General features: G+C 55.7%; 12 protein-coding genes. 3 read left to right on the forward strand and 9 right to left on the reverse strand.

The features are described 5' to 3' along the window. Nucleotides 1-27 precede the first annotated feature (27 nt). Nucleotides 28-4317 (reverse strand): outer membrane protein assembly factor BamB family protein, encoded by a 4290-nt coding sequence (locus tag SV7mr_RS02085; RefSeq protein WP_145268771.1) that lies wholly within the window; start codon nt 4315-4317, stop codon nt 28-30. 194 nt (nt 4318-4511) lie between these two features. Next, nucleotides 4512-5534 (reverse strand): type I glyceraldehyde-3-phosphate dehydrogenase, encoded by a 1023-nt coding sequence (gap, locus tag SV7mr_RS02090; protein ID WP_145268773.1) that lies wholly within the window; start codon nt 5532-5534, stop codon nt 4512-4514. Nucleotides 5535-5806: 272 nt separating this feature from the next. On the opposite strand from gap, the gene SV7mr_RS02095 reads away from it, so the two are divergent. Continuing rightward, a complete protein-coding gene (locus SV7mr_RS02095; protein ID WP_145268775.1) occupies nt 5807-6664 on the forward strand; it encodes a class I SAM-dependent methyltransferase in 858 nt (285 codons plus the stop codon). Nucleotides 6665-6709: 45 nt separating this feature from the next. On the opposite strand, the gene SV7mr_RS02100 is transcribed toward SV7mr_RS02095, so the two are convergent. Further along, nucleotides 6710-8761 (reverse strand): dienelactone hydrolase family protein, encoded by a 2052-nt coding sequence (locus SV7mr_RS02100; protein WP_419187982.1) that lies wholly within the window; start codon nt 8759-8761, stop codon nt 6710-6712. 269 nt (nt 8762-9030) lie between these two features. Here SV7mr_RS02100 and SV7mr_RS02105 point away from each other — a divergent pair, with 269 nt between their 5' ends. Together SV7mr_RS02105 and SV7mr_RS02110 are read left to right on the forward strand one after the other, a co-directional pair. Then, entirely contained in the window at nt 9031-11541 is a 2511-nt protein-coding gene (locus tag SV7mr_RS02105) for a DUF1592 domain-containing protein (RefSeq protein WP_145268777.1), read from the forward strand. Between the two features lie 90 nt (nt 11542-11631). Then, on the forward strand, nt 11632-12918 hold the full coding sequence (locus SV7mr_RS02110) for a DUF1552 domain-containing protein (RefSeq protein WP_419187983.1): 1287 nt from the start codon (nt 11632-11634) through the stop codon (nt 12916-12918). On the opposite strand, the gene SV7mr_RS02115 is transcribed toward SV7mr_RS02110, so the two are convergent. From SV7mr_RS02115 to SV7mr_RS02135, 6 genes are all read right to left on the reverse strand, one after another. Then, on the reverse strand, nt 12904-13704 hold the full coding sequence (locus tag SV7mr_RS02115; protein WP_145268779.1) for a GAP1-N2 domain-containing protein: 801 nt from the start codon (nt 13702-13704) through the stop codon (nt 12904-12906). The genes SV7mr_RS02110 and SV7mr_RS02115 overlap by 15 nt on opposite strands. Nucleotides 13705-13801: 97 nt before the next feature. Next, nucleotides 13802-14707, reverse strand: a complete 906-nt coding sequence (locus SV7mr_RS02120; RefSeq protein WP_145268781.1) for a TRAFAC clade GTPase domain-containing protein — start codon at nt 14705-14707, stop codon at nt 13802-13804. A gap of 46 nt (nt 14708-14753) precedes the next feature. Next, nucleotides 14754-15821, reverse strand: a complete 1068-nt coding sequence (locus SV7mr_RS02125) for a formylglycine-generating enzyme family protein (RefSeq protein ID WP_419187984.1) — start codon at nt 15819-15821, stop codon at nt 14754-14756. Nucleotides 15822-15828: 7 nt separating this feature from the next. Further along, a complete protein-coding gene (locus SV7mr_RS25015; RefSeq protein WP_419187985.1) occupies nt 15829-17082 on the reverse strand; it encodes a hypothetical protein in 1254 nt (417 codons plus the stop codon). 111 nt (nt 17083-17193) lie between these two features. Further along, on the reverse strand, nt 17194-19074 hold the full coding sequence (locus tag SV7mr_RS02130; protein ID WP_145268785.1) for an FHA domain-containing protein: 1881 nt from the start codon (nt 19072-19074) through the stop codon (nt 17194-17196). 21 nt (nt 19075-19095) lie between these two features. Further along, complete coding sequence (locus SV7mr_RS02135) at nt 19096-20754, reverse strand: response regulator (protein ID WP_145268787.1); 1659 nt, start codon at nt 20752-20754, stop codon at nt 19096-19098. Nucleotides 20755-20819: the final 65 nt, after the last annotated feature.

Genomic DNA, 20819 nt, shown 5'->3' on the forward strand with positions numbered 1-20819 from the left:
CAAGGTATTCGACTTATTCAGCAAGCCCTACTTGTCAGGGCGAAAGCCCATTGATGTTTCCAACCAGCCTCCACAACTGCAGCCGCCGCCGCCCTCGGGCATCAGCAGCATGCCACCGGCTGGAACATGACTGATCCAGCAGTCGGTGCGCAAGCGATTCCATTTGCTGGACTGATTTTTCTCCGGCGTCCACATGGTCATGCTGCCGGCACGCAGAAACATTGAACGCGCCGTTAGCGTGTACGACGCACAAGTGTGCCCCCCGGGGAACTTCAATGCATCCAGGGTTTCTCCGGTTGCCAACTGCAGGACGACAGGGCGCAGAAAGACTTTGCCGTTAGCGATCGCAGGTCGTGACAAGTGCTTGCCGTGGTGATCGGCTTCCCAAGGAATCTTGCGGCGCCACCACTGGCTGCCGTCTTGCTGCTTGATGCCTAGCACTTCAAAGCGACCCTGAGCGGATCCGGAGACGATGAGCCAATCCTCTGACGCAGTCACAGACAGACTGGTTGTCAGGTCAATCCCAGGCAATGGTGTGCGATAGTGTTCCTTGCCGGTCTTGCGGTCGACGGCAACAAGTTCCAGTGAATCCCAAGCCGCTGCGTCTTGGAGCCTCATGAGGCTCCTGTCAAAGTTCTCGGGAGCTCTGGCTTGACAGAAAAAGACATGGTCGCCGGCGATGGTGATGGTCGAATTGAGGATCAGAGTGTCTTGGAATGTCCACAGCCGTTTGGAGCTTGCCGGATCAATCGCGAACAGGGACGAGCTGACGACTTTGGCCGCCAACGCACCGTTTTGGCTGTCGTACCAAAACTGTTTTCCGTACCAATCTGTGAACGCTGATGCATCACTGGTGACCGATCCAATCAATTGATTTTGGGACATGGACACGTAACCCCAGGCTTTGTTGCCGTCAGCGTTTGGATCATCAGGCACTTCAATGGACTTTGTTAACTGTCCCGTTTGGCAGTCCAGCGTCCAGCATCGATCGCCGATGGCAAGGTAAAGGTGCTTGCCATCGGTGCACCAGTTGGAGCAGTCGCGGGGAATATTGAAGCGAGCCATCTCCGGGATTTCTCGTGTCCATTGGATGGTGCCGTTGTGTCCATCGAGTGCCAAGATGCGTTGGTGCCCTTGGATAAACAGTCGGCCGTCGGCGTACAGTGGAGATGGCTTGCGGTTTTCTCGGTCGGACTGGTGTCTTGGCCCCGGTCGCCCCAGCCACTGAACCTTTAAGTCCTTGGCTTGGTTGGCATCGCTAAGTGTTTCGCCAGTGAAGTGTGAGTTGTCCGCGCCGCCGTACATGTGAGTCCAGTCTGCTGCGCCGCGCCGTTTGCCTTTGATCAAGACACTGTGTTGATCAAGTTGTTGAGAGGACTCCAGTTGAGCGAGTTGGTTCGTCGTCTTGGTCAAAGCATCCAGATTGGATTGGCAAACAATCGCCACGCCTCCGTCGGGGCGCACGTGCCTCCAGGCCGTTTCCAGTGCCGCGTGGTCTCGCGTGATCAGCACGTTGACAAAGTCCTCTGGTGCATCGCCAGAAAGTGGCATTGCGGCGATGCTGTGGCCACTTAAGTTGCGTGCTGCAAGCTCTTGGCGAATGCGGATGATGTCTTTTGGTTCAGCCGGGCAAAGCATCACCACCTGAGATTGGCTGGCGGTCTGGACAGCAATTGCCGTTGCGACGTCATTGCCAACGATGCCGATCAGGGGCCGCTGCGCTGATCGTGGAAAAGACGAAACGCTCTCAAGCACTTGGCCCAGCCCAGGTATGAAATCGGTGGATGCCGATGCCGGTGAATCGGTGCCCGCACCATGCGGGCGCTGCCAGGCATAGCTGAAATGAGTGTCAAGCAGCCAGGGGCCAGCATGCAGTTGGTCATCCTGAAAGACAGCGTAATCGTACAAGCTGCGTGGACGAAGATCCGTCAGCGTTGCCGTAATGAACGGTGAATCGGATTCCAGTGCTGCGATCTGCCACTGATGGCTTCCCTGTTCTTTCCATTTCAGCGTTAGCGCTCCGGTTGGGACGGATTTGTGGGTCTGTCCCCAAAACGCAGCCTGGCCGGAGGTCAGGAATTGAACGATGGGTCCCTGGCGTAATGATTTTGGCTCAGGGGTGGGCTCAACCGCAGGGAAGGTCGTGCGCAACTGGTTGAAGTCCGTAGCGACCTCGGTGGCGGTTAAGGGACGATCGTAGATTCTGGCCTCGCCCAGCATGCCTTTCATTCGATGGTGTTCGTCTTCATCGTGAAAGGCTCCTAAGGTGACAAAAAGCGTGTCGGGATATTGGATGCCTGCCGATTCGCAGTCCAATTGGGTGACCAGTTTGCCGTCGACATACAGTGATTGCTGACGGCCATCAAAGACTCCCGCCACTTGATGCCAGGAATCAGATTGGAAATCCTGCGGGGCAATGCAGTAGCGGACGCCGGTTTTTGTGCCGCTTTGTTTGATGCCGAAGGCGAGTTTGTTGCGTCGGTAACCCAGTACCCAGCCTTGTTCATCGTTGCCGTTGTCGCGAACCGCCGAGATCACGCCGCCCCATTCGGAGCCTTCACGCAGTCGCACCCACGCCAAAGCGGTGAGCGCGTTTCTTGGTAACCATGCCGGAGTCGCGCCGGTGGAGATCTCAATCGAAGTCGTGCCAGCGAGTTCTAAGGCTTCTCCCGTTGGCCACGATTGAATCGTCGCTGATTCTCGCAATCGGCCATGTTGATCGCCAGTTTGGTCAAAGACCTTCAGTCCCTTGGGAACCTTCGTTTCATGGGCTTGACGACGGTTGTTTGCCTCGATGCCTTTGCGTGTAGGGACCCAACGACTGATGAGTCCCGTTTGCAGTCCCTTCGCCAATGTTGGCAGTTCGGGGGCATGGCTTTGATTGGTTGCGGACTGTTTGGACGGGGCATTCAAATGATGAACGAAATCCTTTCCCTGAGCGGTCTTGGATAGTTCCGCCGATCCAAAGCATAGGAGTGTCCCGGATTCAGTGGAGGCAATGATTTGCCCTGCTTCAGTGATGGCAATGCCATGCACTGGACGACCGCGTTGGTCGGATGTCGATTTGGCGGTGCAGATCAGTTGGCCGGTTTCTGGGCGGTAGAGATTCAGGCCCGATGCAGTGCCAACGATCACCGCGTTTTTGGCCAGTGCAAGGGCATTGCCGGTGCGGATCGGCTGGCTCCAAAGCGTTTCTTGCGATGCATGATCGCGACAGGTGATGCGATCAGAGGTCATGCGAAACACTCGACCGCCACCGATCACGACCGATCGGACGTCGCGGTAAACGGCCAAGCTTGCGGCATTGTTCTCTGGATTGAATTGCTTTGCTTCAGCGTGGTTACCGAGGACGAGTTTTTGTTCGGGCGTGATGATCGCAAACGTGCCGCCGCCTGTTTTGGGAGAGCCTAAGAATTTGCCGGTTCGAGCGGAGAAGAACTTTGGTGCGATGCGACCCTGTGGTGCGATCAGTGTGTGATTGGCAATAGCCATGGCGCCTTCAAACGTGTGATCGTTGAGTCGTTTGACGAAGCCAGCTTCGTTGGTTTTTCCGGTTTTCACATCGATGCTGCACAGATAGGACGGTTCCCAAGGTAGCAAGGAGGCGGCGAAGATGGCTTGGTCCTCGTGAACCAGGACACCGGTGCGAACAGGCCACAGACTGATCAGGCGTCCGTCGTTGAGCACATGGTCGTGCAGTGCATCGCTAGCTTCGTGGGGCAGTTGGTGTTCTCTGGGGCAGAAGGACCATTGGAGCTGGCCGGATTCTGTCCCCAAAGAATACACGCGGCCATCATCGCTGCCGACTATGACCGATTGCTGGTGGATTGTTGGAGCCATGCGAACCGGGCCACCGGTTGCAAACCGCCATTTCAATTCTCCCGTGCTTTCATCGAAGGCGTAGACACAGTCATCCGCGGACGAAGCGATGTAGACCGTGCCGTCCTTGGCCACCGGGTGGTAGCACAGATCGTAATTCCGCATCGAAGGCAAATGACGTCGGTCGTTGAAGGCGTCCCAGCGCGCCGGGCCATCCCAGGCTGGTCGCGGTGGCATCGTCAGTTGGTGCTGCCAGAGGAGTGCGAGATCGTGAGTTGAGATGTCAACCTCAGCGACTCCCGAGCGTCGGTCGTCGCCGCGATAGGTCGCCCAGGATTCAGCGTTCGCGCGGGAGAGCAGGGCACTGCACTGGAAGAGCTGAGGGAGCTGGAGTAGCAGTGGCAGAAGCAAGGCCAGGAATCGCATGTTCATGCCATCGTAGCGTGTGGCGGCGGACGCAGGAGGATGGAGAGGGGACGCCTGCGGATAACCCACCATTGTACTACGCTCATTGCCTGCCTGCAGCGCCCGCAAATGAGCTGATTGCCTGTTCGTTTGGCGGCCGGCCGGAGCGGACCTAGCGGCCGGCCGAGTCGGGGCGTGCCATTCACCATCACCGCTGAGAGCCAACAAAAAACCCGCTGCATGCACGCAGCGGGTTTGATGTTTTTCTCGTTCGCTAAAGCGGCTGCTTAGAGCATGCCACCGATACGAGCGACCAAGTCAGCGGTGCGTGAGCTGTAGCCCCATTCGTTGTCATACCAGCTAACAACTTTGGCCATGTTGCCATTGATGACTTGTGTGAAGTCGGCAGCGAAGATGCTGCTGTGCGAATCGTGAACGATGTCGCTGCTGACAATTGGGTCAGTGGTGTACTTCAGCACGCCTTTCAAAGGTCCATCAGCGGCGGCCTTGATGGCAGCGTTGATTTCTTCGGCGGTGACGTCTTTGCCCAGGTTAACGGTCAGGTCGACGACGCTTCCGGTTGGCACTGGAACTCGCATCGCGATGCCGGTCAGCTTGCCTTGCAGTTCTGGAATGACCAGACCAACAGCTTTGGCAGCACCGGTTGACGTTGGGATGATGTTCAACGCAGCAGCACGAGCACGATACAAGTCGCTGTGAGGCTGGTCTTGTACGTTCTGATCGTTTGTGTACGCGTGAACGGTGGTCATCAAACCGCTTTCGATGCCGAAGGTTTCGTTCAAAACCTTCGCAACAGGAGCCAAGCAGTTGGTGGTGCAAGACGCGTTGCTGACGCACTTCAGGTCGGCAGTCAGTTGGTCGTCATTGACGCCCAAAACGCAAGTCAGGTCAGCGCCGTCTTTCGCCGGAGCGCTCAAGATGACACGTTTGGCACCAGCGGTCAGGTGGCTGTCATAGCCAGCTTTGCCGTTGCCTGCACGTGAGGTGAAGATCCCTGTTGATTCGATCGCGATGTCAACGTTCAAATCGCCCCAAGGCAAAGCACTTGGGTCACGCTCGGCGAGGACGGCGATTTTCTTGCCGTCGACGGTCAAGGATTCGTCGTCGTATTCGACTTCACCTGGGTAGCGACCGTGAATGCTGTCGTACTTCAGCAAGGTCGCCAGCGTTTTGTTGTCCGTCAAGTCGTTGACTGCGACGACATCAAACTCGTCACTGCGTTCCATCAAGTTTCGGAATGTCAAACGGCCGATGCGGCCGAAACCGTTAATTGCAACTCGAATACCCACGGTATTGATCGCTCCTTGGTTTATAAAAGGTTGGTTTGGATCACAACCGCTCGCTGGCCGTTGTCATCAGTCTCGGGGAAGGGGAATGTCTTTTGCGATGAAACGCGACGACAATACAATTTCAACAATTCAATGTTGTGTTGCACAATTGAGCTACGACAGTTGAGCTGCGGCAGTTGAGCGACAACACTAAACCACGGCAGTGAGCCTGCTGCAAAACGATTGTGGAATCCACGCAGAGCAGATTATAGAAACGCAGCCGAATTTACACCATGACCCCTGAATCAACACCACCCGCTTGGCAGCGACCGCCTGGCGTCGCCGCCGGAACCTGGGATTACGTGCATCATGGGGCAATCGCACGCCACTATGATGGCTTTGTGGCGGGCACTCCGCTTTGTCAGTTGGACCTGGACTACGTCCTGCGACATTTAACCCCCCTGATAGAGAATTCATTTGCCGGTACCGGGCTGCCCACGCGGCCCATTCTGGATCTGGGCTGCGGAACCGGGCGAATCAGTGTGCCGCTGTCACATCAAGGTCTGGATGTGTTGGCCATCGACTTGAGCCTGCCCATGCTCGGCCAGCTTTGTCAGCGAACCGCCGATTCAGATGCCAAAGCACCGCCACAAACCACTGCCGAAACCAAATTGGGGCGTCTGTACCCTGTCCAAGCAAATCTGGTTCAGTTGGACGGGATCGCTGATCAGGTGGCCAGCGCCGCGATCTGCATGTTCAGTACTTTAGGCATGATCCAGGGGGCCCAAAATCGACTGCAGTTTCTCAAACACGTGCGCCGCATTTTGCAGCCGGAGGGTTTAATGATTGCGCACGTGCATCGACATCTAGCGGCCTTGCGCGAAACCGGTGGACTGGGCAAACTGATCGGAGGTGCCTGGCAGGCGTGGCGACAACCGGAAACAGAATGGGGTGACGCTGTTTATGGCTATCGAGGTCTGGAGAAGATGTTCATGCATCGTTTCTCCAAACGAGAGTTAACCCGTTTGTTTGCCACTGCCGGTTGGGAGGTGCAAGTCATTGATCGAGTGAACCTGCACGGTGATGGCCTGGCCCGCAGTCGCTGGAACACGGGCGGTTACTTCATCGTCGCCCAGGCCACGGACCAGTGATGGGTGCGGTGTAGGTCGCCACTGGCTTGGCTTCCTGCTGGCTTCTTAGTCTTGAGCGGGTTGCAGCCCGTCGACCTTTTCTTCTAGGCCGATCGAAACATCGATCTGATCGTTGAACTGTTGTTGATATGCCTTGGCATCGAGTTCTAATCCGCCGCCGTTTAGCAAGATGGTCTTGGGGTAGGTGCCTCCGACCCATTTGAGGTTTCGCATCTGGCGACCTTGACCTCGTCTGGCATTGCTTTTGAAAACCTTGCGCTGGCCGTCAGCGACTGCTTCCAGTTGATCGGCGATGGTCATGTGATCAAGGGTTTGCCAATCGGCAGGCAGATCGGTTTGGTTTGCAAGCTTTGGCTTGAGATCACTGATGTCGATGGTCAGTGTTTGCCAATCGTCGGATGCCATCATTGGCACGACGCAGTAGAAGTCACCCGATGGAAACTCACGTCCATATTTGGAGTAGCTGTTGAAGGTGAATTCAAGGATCAGGTTTTCGCCAATCGGATCGAGCACGTCGAGTGATAATTTGGCACCAATCGGGCCACGCCATTTGGGGTCGCGGATCTTGCGAGTGTTCAAGCGATCGCTCGAATAGCGATACCAGTCCGGTTTGCCATCGTTCGCAAAGCTTGATTCAATCAGACGCGTTGTGACGTCGGTGACAGCTGGCTGAGCTTTCTGGACCTCGGGGATTTCAAACTTCTGCACGTTGGTGCTCAAGGCAAACAGCTCCGCGGGATCTTTCTTCCAGCGCGGCCCATGTAGCTGGAGAGCTTGGGGATGTTTGTAATAGACATTGGCCAGAGTAAAGAAGCCCAGGTCGCTCGAAGTGATTGGCGCCGAGGCAACATAGGCATCGCCTTGCTTTTCGACGCGAGCGGATCGATTGAAGCGAAATTGGCCGTTGGGATCCTGAGAATAATAGATTTCCACACGCTCCACCTCCGCTGGGCGATCGGGGAGGACGGTGACAATCGGCCCCGTCTCGTCCCCATGTAGGTCGACGTTGATTGCAGGCGTTTTCGGCAGTTCATAAGTGCCTTTGAGATACTGTTCGAACATCAGCAAATGCGTGAAGTCGCACTCGGCAGCATGCCGGTGATTCATATGAGGCGTGATCGAGAACCGCACCGGTGTGTCAGCAGGAATCGCAGGCCAGTTAAAGGCCAGATTGGAAAGCATTCCATTGAAGTCGTTTTGTGGGCCACGATACAGGATCGGGCAACGCACATCTTGCAACATTCGCGTGTCATCGATGTACTTGGCATAGAGTGGCTGGAGTGGTTGGGGGCGAGAGGAGTTGCCCTTGCGTTGCTTTAACGCTGCAGGGGCTGCGCCGGTGCCGCCGCAAGAGGGCACGGCAACTTTGACTCGATCGTCCGTGCCGGCCAGCATGACAGAAAGCTTGCCGCCCATCGAATGGCCGTGAACACCTATCCGATCGGGATCAACGAAGTCCAATTGTTGCAGCAGCGTGATCGCTCGTTTGTTGGCCAGGTTGATCAGGAACCAGTTGTTGTTGCGTGGTGAATCGAAATCGTCGTAGGTCAGCGGGTCAGGTTGAGTCTTCGCATACCAGCCGTTGTGTTTCTGAGTCGCATCCAGTGGCGACCAATCGGTGCCTACTTTGCCTTCGCCGGGTTGGCCAGGTTCTTGATGCTGCATCAAGCGACCGCCCCAATTCGTTGACAGCACGGCGTAACCGTTTTGAGCCACGCCAAAGGCGAGTTCCGCCATGGCTCGTTGACCACCACCGTGGATTTGCACCACGCCGGGAACCCTGCCCATTGGCTTGGATGGATAGGCGAGGTAGCCGCCCATACGCACTTGTTTGCCTTTGAAAGTGCCCACAACGTAGGAGATCATTTCGATGGTGACATGGTCTTGCTGATAACGATGCAAGACCTGTACATCCAGCGGATCCTTGGCCGGATCAAAGGTTGCCCACAACGAGGGGATGTCGGCCGGAAGGCTTTGGGCGGTCATCGGTGGCAACGTGTCCTGGGAACGATCGTTGTTCGATGATGGTTGTGCGACCAACAGGGAGTTCGCGCAGCAGCAGAGCACGAGCGACAACAGAGTGGGCAGTGTACGCATGGAATCTTCGTGGGGAGGCAGTTGAGAATCTGAGACTCTATTCTAGGTTCTGGTTTCTGCACCGCGTCCAGTCCAGTCCAGTCGTTGGACCGGCCAGATGCTGTCCCGCGGCAATCAAGAAAGCCTACCGCCTTGGGATTCTTCGCTGACGTGGCGACGGTGAAGTCGTGGAGTGCTGCAGCATGGGGGCATGACGTTTAATCGACGCGGTGCATGAGCAGGTGGAGTATACTATCGTCCTGTCGGTCTTGCCTCTCGTTTGACTTGTTGTGACTGGAATCTTGGTGGTCATGATGTCGTGTGCCTGCAATCAACTGTTGAGACATTGGAAACGTATCCCGTTGGTGATCGCGCTGTTGATCGTCACTGGCGTTGCTCAGGCACAGGTTCAGCCGGTGCTCAACGCTCAGCAAGCCACGGCGGGGTTTGCTGATTCGGATCGGCAGGAGTTGCGTCACTTGATGCAGCAGCACTGCGCTGACTGCCACGCCAATGGCCAGTCGGAAGGCGGCTTCGCGATTGAGCAGTTGGATTGGGACCTGGCGCGAGTCGCTGTCTTTGATCAATGGGAGACCATTCATGATCGAATTGAATCCGGTGAGATGCCACCTGCCCAGGCAAGCGAATTAGACGACGCGTCGCGGCAGGAGTTTGTTCAAACGGTCGCGACGCCTTTGTTTGCCGTTCATGCCCATCGAAAGGGGACGGTGCTGAGGCGTTTGAACCGCCAAGAGTATGAGAACACGGTCAATGATCTCTTTGGAACCAACTTGGCGCTGGCGGCAATGCTGCCAGAAGACGCCCGCAGTCATGAATTTGACAATGTTGGCCAATCGCTGGGCCTCTCGATGGTCCACTTGCAGCGTTACTTGGAGGCTGGCAACAAAGTGCTGGATGCGGCCATCGCGAGTCGCACCGAAGCAGAGAAGGTTGAAACCAAGACGGTTTGGTACAAAGACACGCGAGAAGCTAGTACCCATGTTGGCAAGTCGTGGAAACTGCTTGATGATGGCTACATGGTGCGGTTTGCAGGCGGTGGTTATCCCAGTGGAATGGTTCGCGGCACCGACTTTGGCAAGGCTGGCTATTATCGAATTACCGTGACCGGATATGCCCATCAATCGGATCAGCCGATTGTCTTTTCCATCGGTGGAACCAGTTTTGCTGCGGGGAGCGACAAGCCGATCTATGGCTTTTACCAAGCGCCGTCCGGTGAACCAACGACGGTGCAGTTGGTGACTTGGATTGAACCACGATACATGGTGCAGATTGAGCCATATGGACTTTCGATGAGCGGTTTTCGTCGCGGAGATCCCATTGATCAATACCAGGGACCCGGACTTGCGATTGGTGAAATCAAGGTCGAGGGTCCGCTGGTGGATCGTTTTCCGTCGGTCGGCCATGATTTGATCTTCACTGGGATGGGGCGTCGAGAGATTCCACCTCGCAATCCCAACGATCGCACCAAGTCCTGGTACAAGCCCGCGTTTGAAATCGTCTCCGAAGATCTGGAAGCCGATGTGCGCCGTGCGCTGGTGCGGGTTGGTGATCAACTGTTTCGGCGGCCTGTTCAGCCAGAGACTGTTGATGAGATGTTTGCGCTCTTTCAGCGACGCGTCGACGCGGGAGACAGTCATGAAATTGCCTTGCGGACTTCTGTGCTGGCGATGATGTGTTCCCCGCAGTTTTTGTTCTTGCAGGAAAAGCCCGGCCAACTGGATGACCATGCTTTGGCTTCACGACTGGCGTACTTTCTGCATCGGTCGTCACCTGATGAAACCTTGCGTCAACTCGCTCAGCAGGGGCGTTTGGTTGATCCGAATGTGCTAACCCAACAGACGCAGCGCATGATGAACAGTGGCCGGTTCGCACGCTTTATCGATGACTTTTGCGATAACTGGTTGGACCTGCGGCAGATGGATTTTACGGCCCCCGATCGCAAGCTATTTCCTGAATACGATTTGTTCTTAAGGCACAGCATGCCTCTGGAGACAAAGGCCTTCGTGCGACACTTGTTGGTCAAGAACTTGCCGATTCGCAACCTAGTGCAGTCTGATTTTGCGATGCTGAATTGTCGCTTGGCCGAACACTATGGACTGCCCAAGTTGAAAAGCGAAAAGATCCAGCTGGTGAAGTTGCCGCCCGATTCCCTACGCGGCGGCTTGCTTTCTCAGGCGGCGATTTTGAAGGTCACTGCCAACGGAACCAATACCTCCCCGGTGGTTCGCGGCGTGTGGGTCAGTGAGCGGTTGCTGGGAAAGACTCCCCCGCCACCACCGCCGGGAGTCCCTGGCGTGGAGCCCGACATTCGCGGTGCCAGCACGCTGCGCGAGTTACTGGCCAAGCATCGTGATTCCAGTAACTGTCGCGCTTGCCATGCAAAGATAGATCCACCCGGATTTGCTCTGGAGTGTTTCAATCCGATTGGTGGTTTTCGTGATCGCTATCGAAGTTTGGGAGAAGGCGATCGGGTGGACCGCGTGATTTTGGGGCGTAAGGTGAATTATCGCCTGGGGCCGCCGGTGGACGCTTCGGGCGAAGAGTCAGATGGGAATCGCTTCGCCAGTTTCCAGGAGTTTCGGCAGTTGTTGGCTGATCAAGATGAGCAGCTGGCCCGAGCGTTTGTAGGAAAACTGGCGACCTTTGCCAGTGGCCGTGAGCTCGGTTTTTCCGATCGCCAAGAGGTGCAGCGGATTGTTGACAGCACTGCCGAGACGGGCTACCGAGCGCGAGATTTGCTGATGGCTGTCGTCAAGAGCTCGATCTTTCGGCAGAAATAGTTATCGCAGTTGACAGGTGTTTTCAGGTACGATGGCGTGCATGCAGATTCATGGCATGCTTCCTAACCGAACATTGAACAGAGGCAGATCGTGCAAATTAATTTTCGTCAGCGAGGCATGTCGCGTAGAACGTTGTTGCGTTCAGCTGGTGTTTCATTAGCTTTGCCAATGCTTTCGGCCATGCAGCCAGCCTTTGCTGCGGCCGCAGAAACGCCCAAGCGCTTTATTGCCATCTGTGCCGGGTTAGGATTTCATGGGCCGTTTTTGTTCCCTGATCAACCCGGCCCGCTTCAGCCATCGACGCCGTATTTGAATCGTCTGCGTGATCATCTTGATCAGATCACGCTGTTCTCTGGATTGTCGCATCCGAATCAGAATGGTAACAACGGTCACGCGTCAGGCATGACATGGTTGACCTCCGCTCAGCGACCTGGGCTGGCAGGATTCAAAAACACGATTTCACTTGACCAGCAGATGGCTGCCAAGTTAGCCGTCGCCACTCGGTTTCCGTACCTGGCATTAACGGCGACAGGACCATCGCTTTCGTGGACGTCTAGTGGTGTCAACATTCCGGCAGCATCATCGCCAGCAAAGTTGTTCAAGAAGCTGTTTATTGCTGGGACGGAGGATCAGATTCAGCAACAGGTTGGCCAGCTACAGCGTGGACAAAGTATTTTGGACACGGTGTCAGGACAGGCCAAGCGTCTAAATCAGACGTTGGGTCCAGCCGATCGGGACAAGTTAGATCAGTATTATTCGTCGGTTCGGGAGTTAGAGGATCGTTTGTTGCAAAGCGAACAGTGGGCCCGGAAGCCAAAGCCTGCGGTCGATTATCAGCCTCCTACTGATGTCAGAGACAAACAAGACATCATTGCCAAGCAGCGTTTGATGTACGACATGGTTCAGTTAGCGTTGCAAACCGATTCGACTCGCGTGGTGACTTACACCCTGGGCAGCATGAACGCCGTGCCCAGCAACATTGTTGGTGTCAAAACGGACTGGCACAACTTGTCCCACCATGGCAAGGATGAAGAGAAGATCGATGAGCTGCGATTGGTCGAGCAGGCTGAATTCGATGCCTTTGCGACGTTCTTGGCAGAGCTCAAGGCAGTCCAAGAGCAGGGCCGTTCACTTTTGGATCACACTGCGATTCTATTTGGGTCTAACCTGGGCAACGCGTCTTCGCACGATTGGCGTAACTTGCCGATCATCGTTGCGGGTGGTGGCTATCGGCACGGGCGGTATGTCGCTCATGATCAAGCCAAGAATACACCGTTGGCAAACCTGTTTGTGCCGCTGGCGCATCGGATGGGGCTAGAAATTGATCGCTTTGGCAGCAGCACGCAGTCGTCTCTGCGGGGGCTAGAACATCTGTAGCACGTCTTCGATCTGAATGATCTCCAGGTTTGATCGCTGCAGTTCCTTGTGTTGCCGCTGCGAGAGTGTTTCCTGGGTGAACTGAAGTTGAAAGACACGTCGGTTGGTTGGCTTTAGCCCGCAAGCAAAACTGGTCGCGATCCTTCGTTGTGTCTCCAAGCCACTGAAGACATTGGACAGAATTGGCAGTGGATCACAGCGGCCGATCACCATCACGCGAGCCCCTCGTTGGATTAGCAGTTGAATTTGCTGCACGATTGCGCGCTGAACTCCGTATTCCAGCACCGGTTCGGTAGAGTCCGTAAAGTCACTGGCGAGTTCAGAGAGATGGAATCCGTTTTCGGGAATCTCAAACGGCTCTAAGACTTCGTTGGCAGAGTCGCCCAGAATCAGTCCGCCCAGGCTCATTGCAATTCTAGCCAAGTTGACGACTTGTCCCTCGTATTGGCGCATCTGCTGGCGATTCAAAACCAGTGCGCGCGTCATCACGGTCAGGCCGCCTCGGCCACTGTACTCCGGGGCTCCATGTACGCTGCGTGCGAGCGCGAACTGTTGGTCATTGATTGGAAAGTAGCTCAGCCCCCAAGCGTCGACATTGTTTTCAAACTGATCCACTTCAAGCGAACTGTGCGAGGGCGCCCACTTGCAAAAGGACGATGACATGGCTTGGTCAATGCCCGCAGACTTGCCGATGATTTGGTAACCCTTCATCCGCATGCGATCGACCGATCCATAAGTGATCTGATCGACGCTCATCATCGGTAAGGTTGCCTGGGTGGAAGTCATGGTCGGTCGAAGTCGGGTCGATGTCGGTTGAGGCGATGCTGGCGAGCAATCGCAAGGAAGAAAGGCCACGCATTGCGTCTCAGAGAGGCGCCATTGGTCAGCTGTTTTGGATGGCCCACTTGAGAGGTTCGATCACGCCTTTGGGTTGGATGTGCAACGGGACACGCGCATTGCCGCCGTAGCTGTCGGCAAGCAAGACGGATGATCCAACGATGCTGGCACTAAAGGCTTCATGTTTGGGAAAGTGATGAAAGCAGAAGTCGCGGAATCGAGGCATGTTGTTTGCCAAGAATCGGGCGGGATCTTGCTCCGCATCCAGACAGGTGTCACTTTTTGTGAAGATCACGCCCACCGCAGGGGTGATTGCATCCTTTCCTTCCTGTGCAGCCAGCGATTGTTTTTGCACGATGTAGGAGCCAAGTTTCATCGCGAATAAGTCTGCGCTAGAGCCGTTGTCCCGAACTTCCATGGAGTCACAAAGAAGCAGGAATGCGGACGTGCGTTTGATGATGTTTTCGACAGCCGGATAGGTGCCGGGCTGTTCCAGTTCCATCGCAATGGCTTCCCCTGCGAAGTCCGGCGCGACAAAGTCAACGGTGCGTTCTTCGTTCGGAGTGTTGTCGGTGACAACACAGTGAAGCCAATTCCAAAGGTCGGATTCGTTGGGCGTTTTGCCGGGAAAACGACGTGCTTCAAGATCACGCACGACACTTTCCTGGAGCCCAATCGAAAAGGCACCATTGGGAATGCCTTTCAAGTTTTGTGAGCCACCGCACAGCATGTCCAGCAGCACGCCAAGGTAAACCGTTTTGCCGGCGTTACTGGGACCGACGATGGAAATAAAGTGCGGATCCTTTTGGCGTCGTCCGACGGATCGAGTGATCTCCGTTGGCGTGTGGCAATGATCACAGAAATCATTCTGGTCGCTGATCGCTGACTGGCAGCAAATGCAACGGTTGGTTTCCGCTTCTAGCACTGCGGTGGAATAGTCTTCAGTTCTCATGAGTTTTGCCTGCACGTGATGCGAATCGCGAGGTGAGCCATTGCCCTTAGGCGTCGTGAGTGGATGGCGGTTCGGTTGGGTTGTCCGTCGGCCGTTGCGGCGCAGGCGGCGTCAGTCCAGTCGCTGGCAGGCAGCATCGGAATCCGAGGTTGGTAACTCGCGTCATCAAGGGCATTGCACTGCGAGCCTGGGCCGTCGTGTGGGTATGGAAGTAACTGTCAAAGGCGCCGCCGCGAATCTCCGCCATCGGCTCGTTGCTCAGCACTTGCACATTGTCTGTGGCAGCCAAGACATATTGCGTATTGACCCATTCCCAAACATTTCCGATCAACTGTCGAACGCCACTGGTTGTATTGCCTTCAAGGAACTCCTGAACACTGGCTGTTCCATGACGCTGGGATGACCAGATATTGGCATACTGAGGATCAAAGGAATCGCCCCAGGGGTAGCGTGGTTCGCGGCCGGTCTCTGCGTTTGTGTTTTCCCAAACCGCGGCACGTTGCCATTCGGCGCTGGTGGGCATTCGTTTACCGGCCCACTGGGCATAAGCGTTCGCTTCGTACCAGCAAATGCCGACAACGGGATGCGATTCGGTGCCTGCGGCAGGTTGCCCGTCACACCAATAGGCTGGACCAGGGTGACGCGTTTGGTCGCGAAACTGAGACAGCGTTGGGACGATTTGTTCGGGCCAGAAGTTGGGGTTTTCATAGCCACCGTCGGTAATGAAGTGCTTGTAGTCAGCGTTCGTGACGCACCAGCGATCGATATAGACCGATTCGACAGGGGTCGGTCCGATGGCGTGAGGCAGCAAGGCGAATCCTTTGTCCGTGGTGGTGGCGTATTCGGCCACCATCGAAACGCTGCCGGCCGGCACAAGCGCCATGTCGTGCTCGATGGCCTTCCAAGCAAATCGCATCGATTCGCCATCAAAGGGGACGCCATCACGGGGACGAACAATGCCGGCGTAACGACGCAGTCGGATCAGCTGTCGAATGTCGGCTGGTGCTTCAGGGAAGTCCAGAACGGGGACAGCGAACTCTGGCTCCGGCGCCGGTTTAGGCGCAGAGGGGCGAAAGAGTCGGAAGGGGCTGGTCAGGATGCTGGTTAAAGTCACTGGTCGATCACTCCCCCGATGCGTTGGTTGAAGAACCATCGGATCGATGGGGGTATTGAGGAGACGTTGGTGTGGCTCCTGGATAGGGATAGTTTGAGTATTGGCTCGATGATTGGTCTGCGGCGCTGGGCGGCAGAGGTTCGTTGTGGCCGGTTGGGGATTGATTCCCATACGGGTTGGGGACGCCCGGAGTCATCGGGTACGAAGCCGCCGGTGGTTGGGGCATCGAAGGGGGTTGCGGGCTGTTCCATGATTGCGGGCTAGCCGGTGGCAACGGAGCATTGGTTTGAACCGGCGGAGGCGCAGGCATGTGAGCACCTGCTGGACGGTCCGCCCCCGCAGGGTAGCCATCCTGGGAATAGGGCTGCTGAAGAGGACTGGTGCTGGGAGGCTGTGGATTGGGGGACGCTGCTGCGGCAGGGTGCTGATGCGGTGCCACGGGCGCGATCGGCTGGCCCGGTTGATTGAGCTGGCCCGGTTGATTGTTTGCGCCAGTGCCAGGGTAGCCCGGCTGAATGTTGTAGGGCTGGTTGTTGTAAGACTGGGACGCTGCCGGGAGCGTCGTGCCTGGCTGAGCGGGATGGCCGGTGGATGTCAAATGATCCGAACCGGCACCAGCAAAGGCGGCGGGGTCAACATACTGATTGTCACCCGCGGTGGGCTGGTGAGTTGGCATGGGCGAAATCGCTGGTGCTTGCCGAGCGGCTTGCAAGGCTTGCCGTCGCGCATCTTCGACTTCGAGCCACGCTTGAGTGACCAGTTGCATTTGTTCGCCAAGTTCGGTTTCTCGGCGGTGAAACTCATTCAACCACTGCTTCTGCTCGACGTTCTGCTGTTCGATCTGTTGCTCGAGCTGCTGTTTTTCAATGTTGATGGACTTTGACATGGTCACGAGCAGTTGACCACGTTGAACCCAAGAGTTGGCGAATTGCTCCACCGTTCCCACCAAACTTTCGGTGGTTTCTAGATGCTGTATGAATCGCTGTGAAAAGTCGCGAGCCGCGGAGGCATCGGTGACCGCCTCGGGTGTTGCTTGTTGCTGTGCTGTTGTTTGCTGTGCTGGTTGTTGCTGTGCTGTTGTTTGACGCTTGAGCTCCCCAACCGTTTCCATTAGCGAAGCCAGCGAATGATCGCTCCCAGCCTCTGCTGGCTGAGCTTCTTCGGGAGTCGGTTTCGACCAGAACCCAGACCAGATGCTTGAACCTTTTTTGGCGTCAGCACTGGGTTGGTTGGGTTGTGATGGTGTGGAGTGGTCAGACATTGGCTTTAGTCAGACATGGGCTTCATCGGCAAATGTGGCATTGGTTTCAACACCACAGACGATTGAAAGGGGACGAGGTCATGGCAATGGCGATGGGAGATCGCCACTGCATTAGTATTCGTCATCAACACGTTTCCAGAGTCCAGAGATTCGTTGGAACAGCGAATCTCCACGACTTTTTTCCTGTTCCTCTTCGTGAATCTCGCGAAGGTGCTCGCGTAGGGTCTGCAGCTTATGAGCAAACTCACGATCCGAGACATCTTTGGATTCGGAGGGCTGGTCGATGGCATGAATTTGCTTTTGCATTTCGACCTGTTTGCGAGACAGTTCGGCTTTTTCCTGAGCGACTTCGGCGATTGCGGCCTGCAGTTTTTCCTCACTTTCGCTTTTGGCGCGTTCCATTTGACGACTGAGCGTTGCGCAGCGTTTCTGAGATTCATCCAAGTCCGACTGCAGGCTGCGGTTTTTGCGTTGCAGCTGCTCCACCGCTTTGTCGGTCGCCGCCGTGTCAGGGGCATCGGTGCCGATCCGCTGGGCGGCTGTCACTAAGCGTCGTTCCAGCAGGTCGCGTTCCTCGGTGGTTTGCTCCAAGCGAGTTTTCAAGGCATCCATTTCGGCCTGCCATTCATTTTCGCGGCCGGCAATCCGTTGTTCAATTTCGCCGACCCACGTTTCCAGGCTGTCGCGTTCGGCTTGCTGATTCTGGATCTGCATTTCCGAAGCTTCGAGGAGTTGCTGCAAGGTCGAGACACGCTCGTCGTGTTCGGCGAGTTCCGCCAACAACTCTTCGACCCGAGCTTCAAGTTCCGGGTTTTGGTCGTTGGCATCCACCAGTGAATGGGCCGTTGCACTGGTCGGGGAATCGAGTCCCGCGAAGTCCGCCAGTTCAAGATCTCGTTCGGCCAGTTGTGCTTGCAAGTCCTCAATCTCTGCTTTGAGCAGTTCGACGACTTCAGGGGCAACGCTTTCCTCTTGATCGCCCCAGTCCAGTCCTTGTGTTCCAGGCGTCGCTTCGACGGCTTGCCAAGTGGAGGTTGAGTGGGTGTGGGGGTTGGAAATCGCCAATGCTTCGTCGGATTCACTGATCGGATCAGCCAACGTGTCAGCGTCGCTGCTCAGTTCGAGTGTGTCGTCATCGCTGCTCAGGTCCAAGGTGTCAACGTCGCTGCTCTGAAAGTGATCGCTTTGGCCAAAGCTGTCATCGTCAGACGAGTCAAAGCTGTTGAAGGGACTTGAGTCAGAGTCGGTGGCATCCATCGGATCGCGATCAAAGCTCGTTGACTGGAAGTCTTCAAGAGTTGAGGCGTCGTCTTCATCAAAGTCGTTGTCGATCAACGATTCGAACGCGTCGTGCCCCATCAGGCCGGTGTTTGGTTTTGCAGGCTCGACTTCATCGTCGATCGTTTCGGCACTCTGGTTTTCGTTAGCCAATGAATCCTGTGCAGGAGCCTCTTCAGGTGTCTGTCCCGTTTCAACGGCCTCGTGTGAATCGATGTTTTTGGTGGCATCAATCAGGTCGCTTAGTCGATCGACCAGTGAGTTCCCCACGTCAGTGTGGTCGGGGGCGACCGGAGCCTGATCCGTGGCGATTTTGGCGTCTTCTAAGCCGAGGCTTTCCATGCCGATGGCTTCTTCATGGCCCTCGTCTTCGTCGCTGATTTCCGCCGTTTCAATCGCTTTAGAGAATAGGCTGAGTGAGGCGTCGCCGATGCGCAGAGTGTCACCAGGTTTGAACTGGGTTTTCTCTTCGATGACTCGGCCGTTGATGAGCGTCCCGGTCGGTGACGCCCAGTCTTGCACGTAAACCGCATGGTCTTCGACAGCCAGCAGGCAATGAATCGCAGCAACATTGTCTCCTAAGACCTTGATGCCGCAGGTGTCGCCCGTGCCCAGGAAGATGCTTCTTCCGCTTTGCAGTTCATGTTTTGAGTCGCCAGACCCCTTGCGCCGGATGCGAATCGTAAACTGTTGTTTCGTGTTGATTGCAGTCATGAGATGCACTCCGATGCGAACTTACTGATGAGTCGGTGCTTGATTGGAACCGCTTTCGATCGCGGGATCGACAGCAGTAGCTGGGGGCGATAATTCGGCAGTTTCAGCGGCGGGTATTGAAGCCGTGGCTGGTGCCGGTAAGTCAGCAACCTCTCCCATGGTTTGCATGATGGAGTCAAGCGAGTAGGGGGATTGGATCAGTCGCGAGGGAGTAAAGCCCAGCAGGTCTTGCCATGGTGTGTTGGGATCATTGACCACTTGTGCTGGTGCCAGAGCGATGATCTTGGATGTGCCAAAGGCCTCGACCGCGTTGGTGTAGGCTTCGCGGACCTGCGCACAGGACTCGGGCGAATCAACCGCGATGAATACCGCGTCCGGCTTGGTGCGTTTGAGTAGCAATTGCAGTGTCAGCGTGTCGCGAACAATCTTGCCCTGGTAGGGTGATTGATCGGCTTTGAGTTCGGCACGTAACTTGGCAGCGGCCACGGCATTGGTTACATAGGTGACAAAGCTGCCCTGCGATTCATTGCGAGTGCATTCCAGGATTTCAGCCATGACAAAACCGGCGAGCACACGACGAACCTCTTCGCGATCCCAGCCCGTTCGGGTGGTCAATTCTTCGACCGAGCGTTCTTCGGTCAGTAGCGAAATGATCTTCATGTGCTTGGGGGACAAGCCCGCTCGATCCATGTTTTGTCCACGAGCGGCAGCGCGTTTGTATCGGTTCGCTGGATCGTCTTGCGGAATCAGTGCTGCGTCACAGTGCAACGCGTAGTCAACCAATAAACCCATCAGGCTTGTTTCGAGAGGCAGGTCACGCGGTAGAGCGGGCATCTCGTTCAAGGTGTTGAATCGGAATAGCAGCAGCTTGCGATTCTTGACCATCCCCATCAAGGTGGCGGCTTGGTAACGCAGTAGCTTAGCGGTGAGTCTTGGGTCCAGGACACGCTTGTCCATCAGCTGCAAGAAGCCTTCGAACTCTGAACTGCTCCGTCCGGCAATGGTCAGTCGTAGCACTTCGCCCAAGCTCTTCAGTGATTCTGGCAAATGGTCGATCGCTTGCTGCACTTCGTCGGGTTGCAAGCCAGTGGCTGTGATGCCCTGGATGCGTCCGCCATTGATGTAAATCCACAGACGCAACCGCTCGGCTTCAATTTCCAGCACACCTTTTTGGTTGCCATTGTTGAGCAAGTCGATGATTTCACGAATGCCGAACATGGCAAAGCGACCGGCGATATCTGGTTCGCTGGCGTCACCGATGATTTCCGGAACGGCGGAACCTTTACTTTGTGATTCAACGATCATGGCCGCGGTTTCAATCGCGTTTTCAACCGTCGTGATCAGAAGGTTTTCGGTGTAGGGTTTGGGCAACATGTCGACCACGTTGTCCAGGTCCGCATATTCAACGTAGGCCTTCTTACGCAACGTGGAACTGACGACGACGGGAATCGAGCACAGCGTGGAACTGGCCGCCAGTTCTTGGCAGACCTCGAAACCCGTTGTGCCAGGCAATTGGTGGTCAAGCAGGATCAGATCAGGATGGATCTCCGCCGCCATTTGCAACCCATCTTCAGCCGTTGGCGCCAGTGAAACAGCGTACCCTGCAGGGCTTAATTGTGAGTCGACAAGTTTGCGGATGGTGGCGCTGTCGTCGATGACCAGGACTTTCTTTTCGGCCATGAAACCAATTCCTCAGAAACGAAATTACAAGTGTTTTTGAACTTAGTGATACGATTAAAAAGTTA

This window comes from Stieleria bergensis (genome assembly GCA_007745635.1).
GTDB classification, from domain to species: Bacteria; Planctomycetota; Planctomycetia; order Pirellulales; family Pirellulaceae; genus Stieleria; species Stieleria bergensis.

What these genes read in the sequence shown, in the direction of transcription:
- SV7mr_RS02085 (WP_145268771.1), bottom strand. Translation starts at nt 4,317, where the DNA reads ATGGTGGGTTATCCGCAGGCGTCCCCTCTCCATCCTCCTGCGTCCGCC.
- SV7mr_RS02095 (WP_145268775.1), top strand. Translation starts at nt 5,807, where the DNA reads ATGACCCCTGAATCAACACCACCCGCTTGGCAGCGACCGCCTGGCGTC.
- SV7mr_RS02100 (WP_419187982.1), bottom strand. Translation starts at nt 8,761, where the DNA reads ATGCGTACACTGCCCACTCTGTTGTCGCTCGTGCTCTGCTGCTGCGCG.
- SV7mr_RS02115 (WP_145268779.1), bottom strand. Translation starts at nt 13,704, where the DNA reads ATGACTTCCACCCAGGCAACCTTACCGATGATGAGCGTCGATCAGATC.
- SV7mr_RS02120 (WP_145268781.1), bottom strand. Translation starts at nt 14,707, where the DNA reads ATGAGAACTGAAGACTATTCCACCGCAGTGCTAGAAGCGGAAACCAAC.
- SV7mr_RS25015 (WP_419187985.1), bottom strand. Translation starts at nt 17,082, where the DNA reads ATGTCTGACCACTCCACACCATCACAACCCAACCAACCCAGTGCTGAC.
- SV7mr_RS02130 (WP_145268785.1), bottom strand. Translation starts at nt 19,074, where the DNA reads ATGACTGCAATCAACACGAAACAACAGTTTACGATTCGCATCCGGCGC.
- SV7mr_RS02135 (WP_145268787.1), bottom strand. Translation starts at nt 20,754, where the DNA reads ATGGCCGAAAAGAAAGTCCTGGTCATCGACGACAGCGCCACCATCCGC.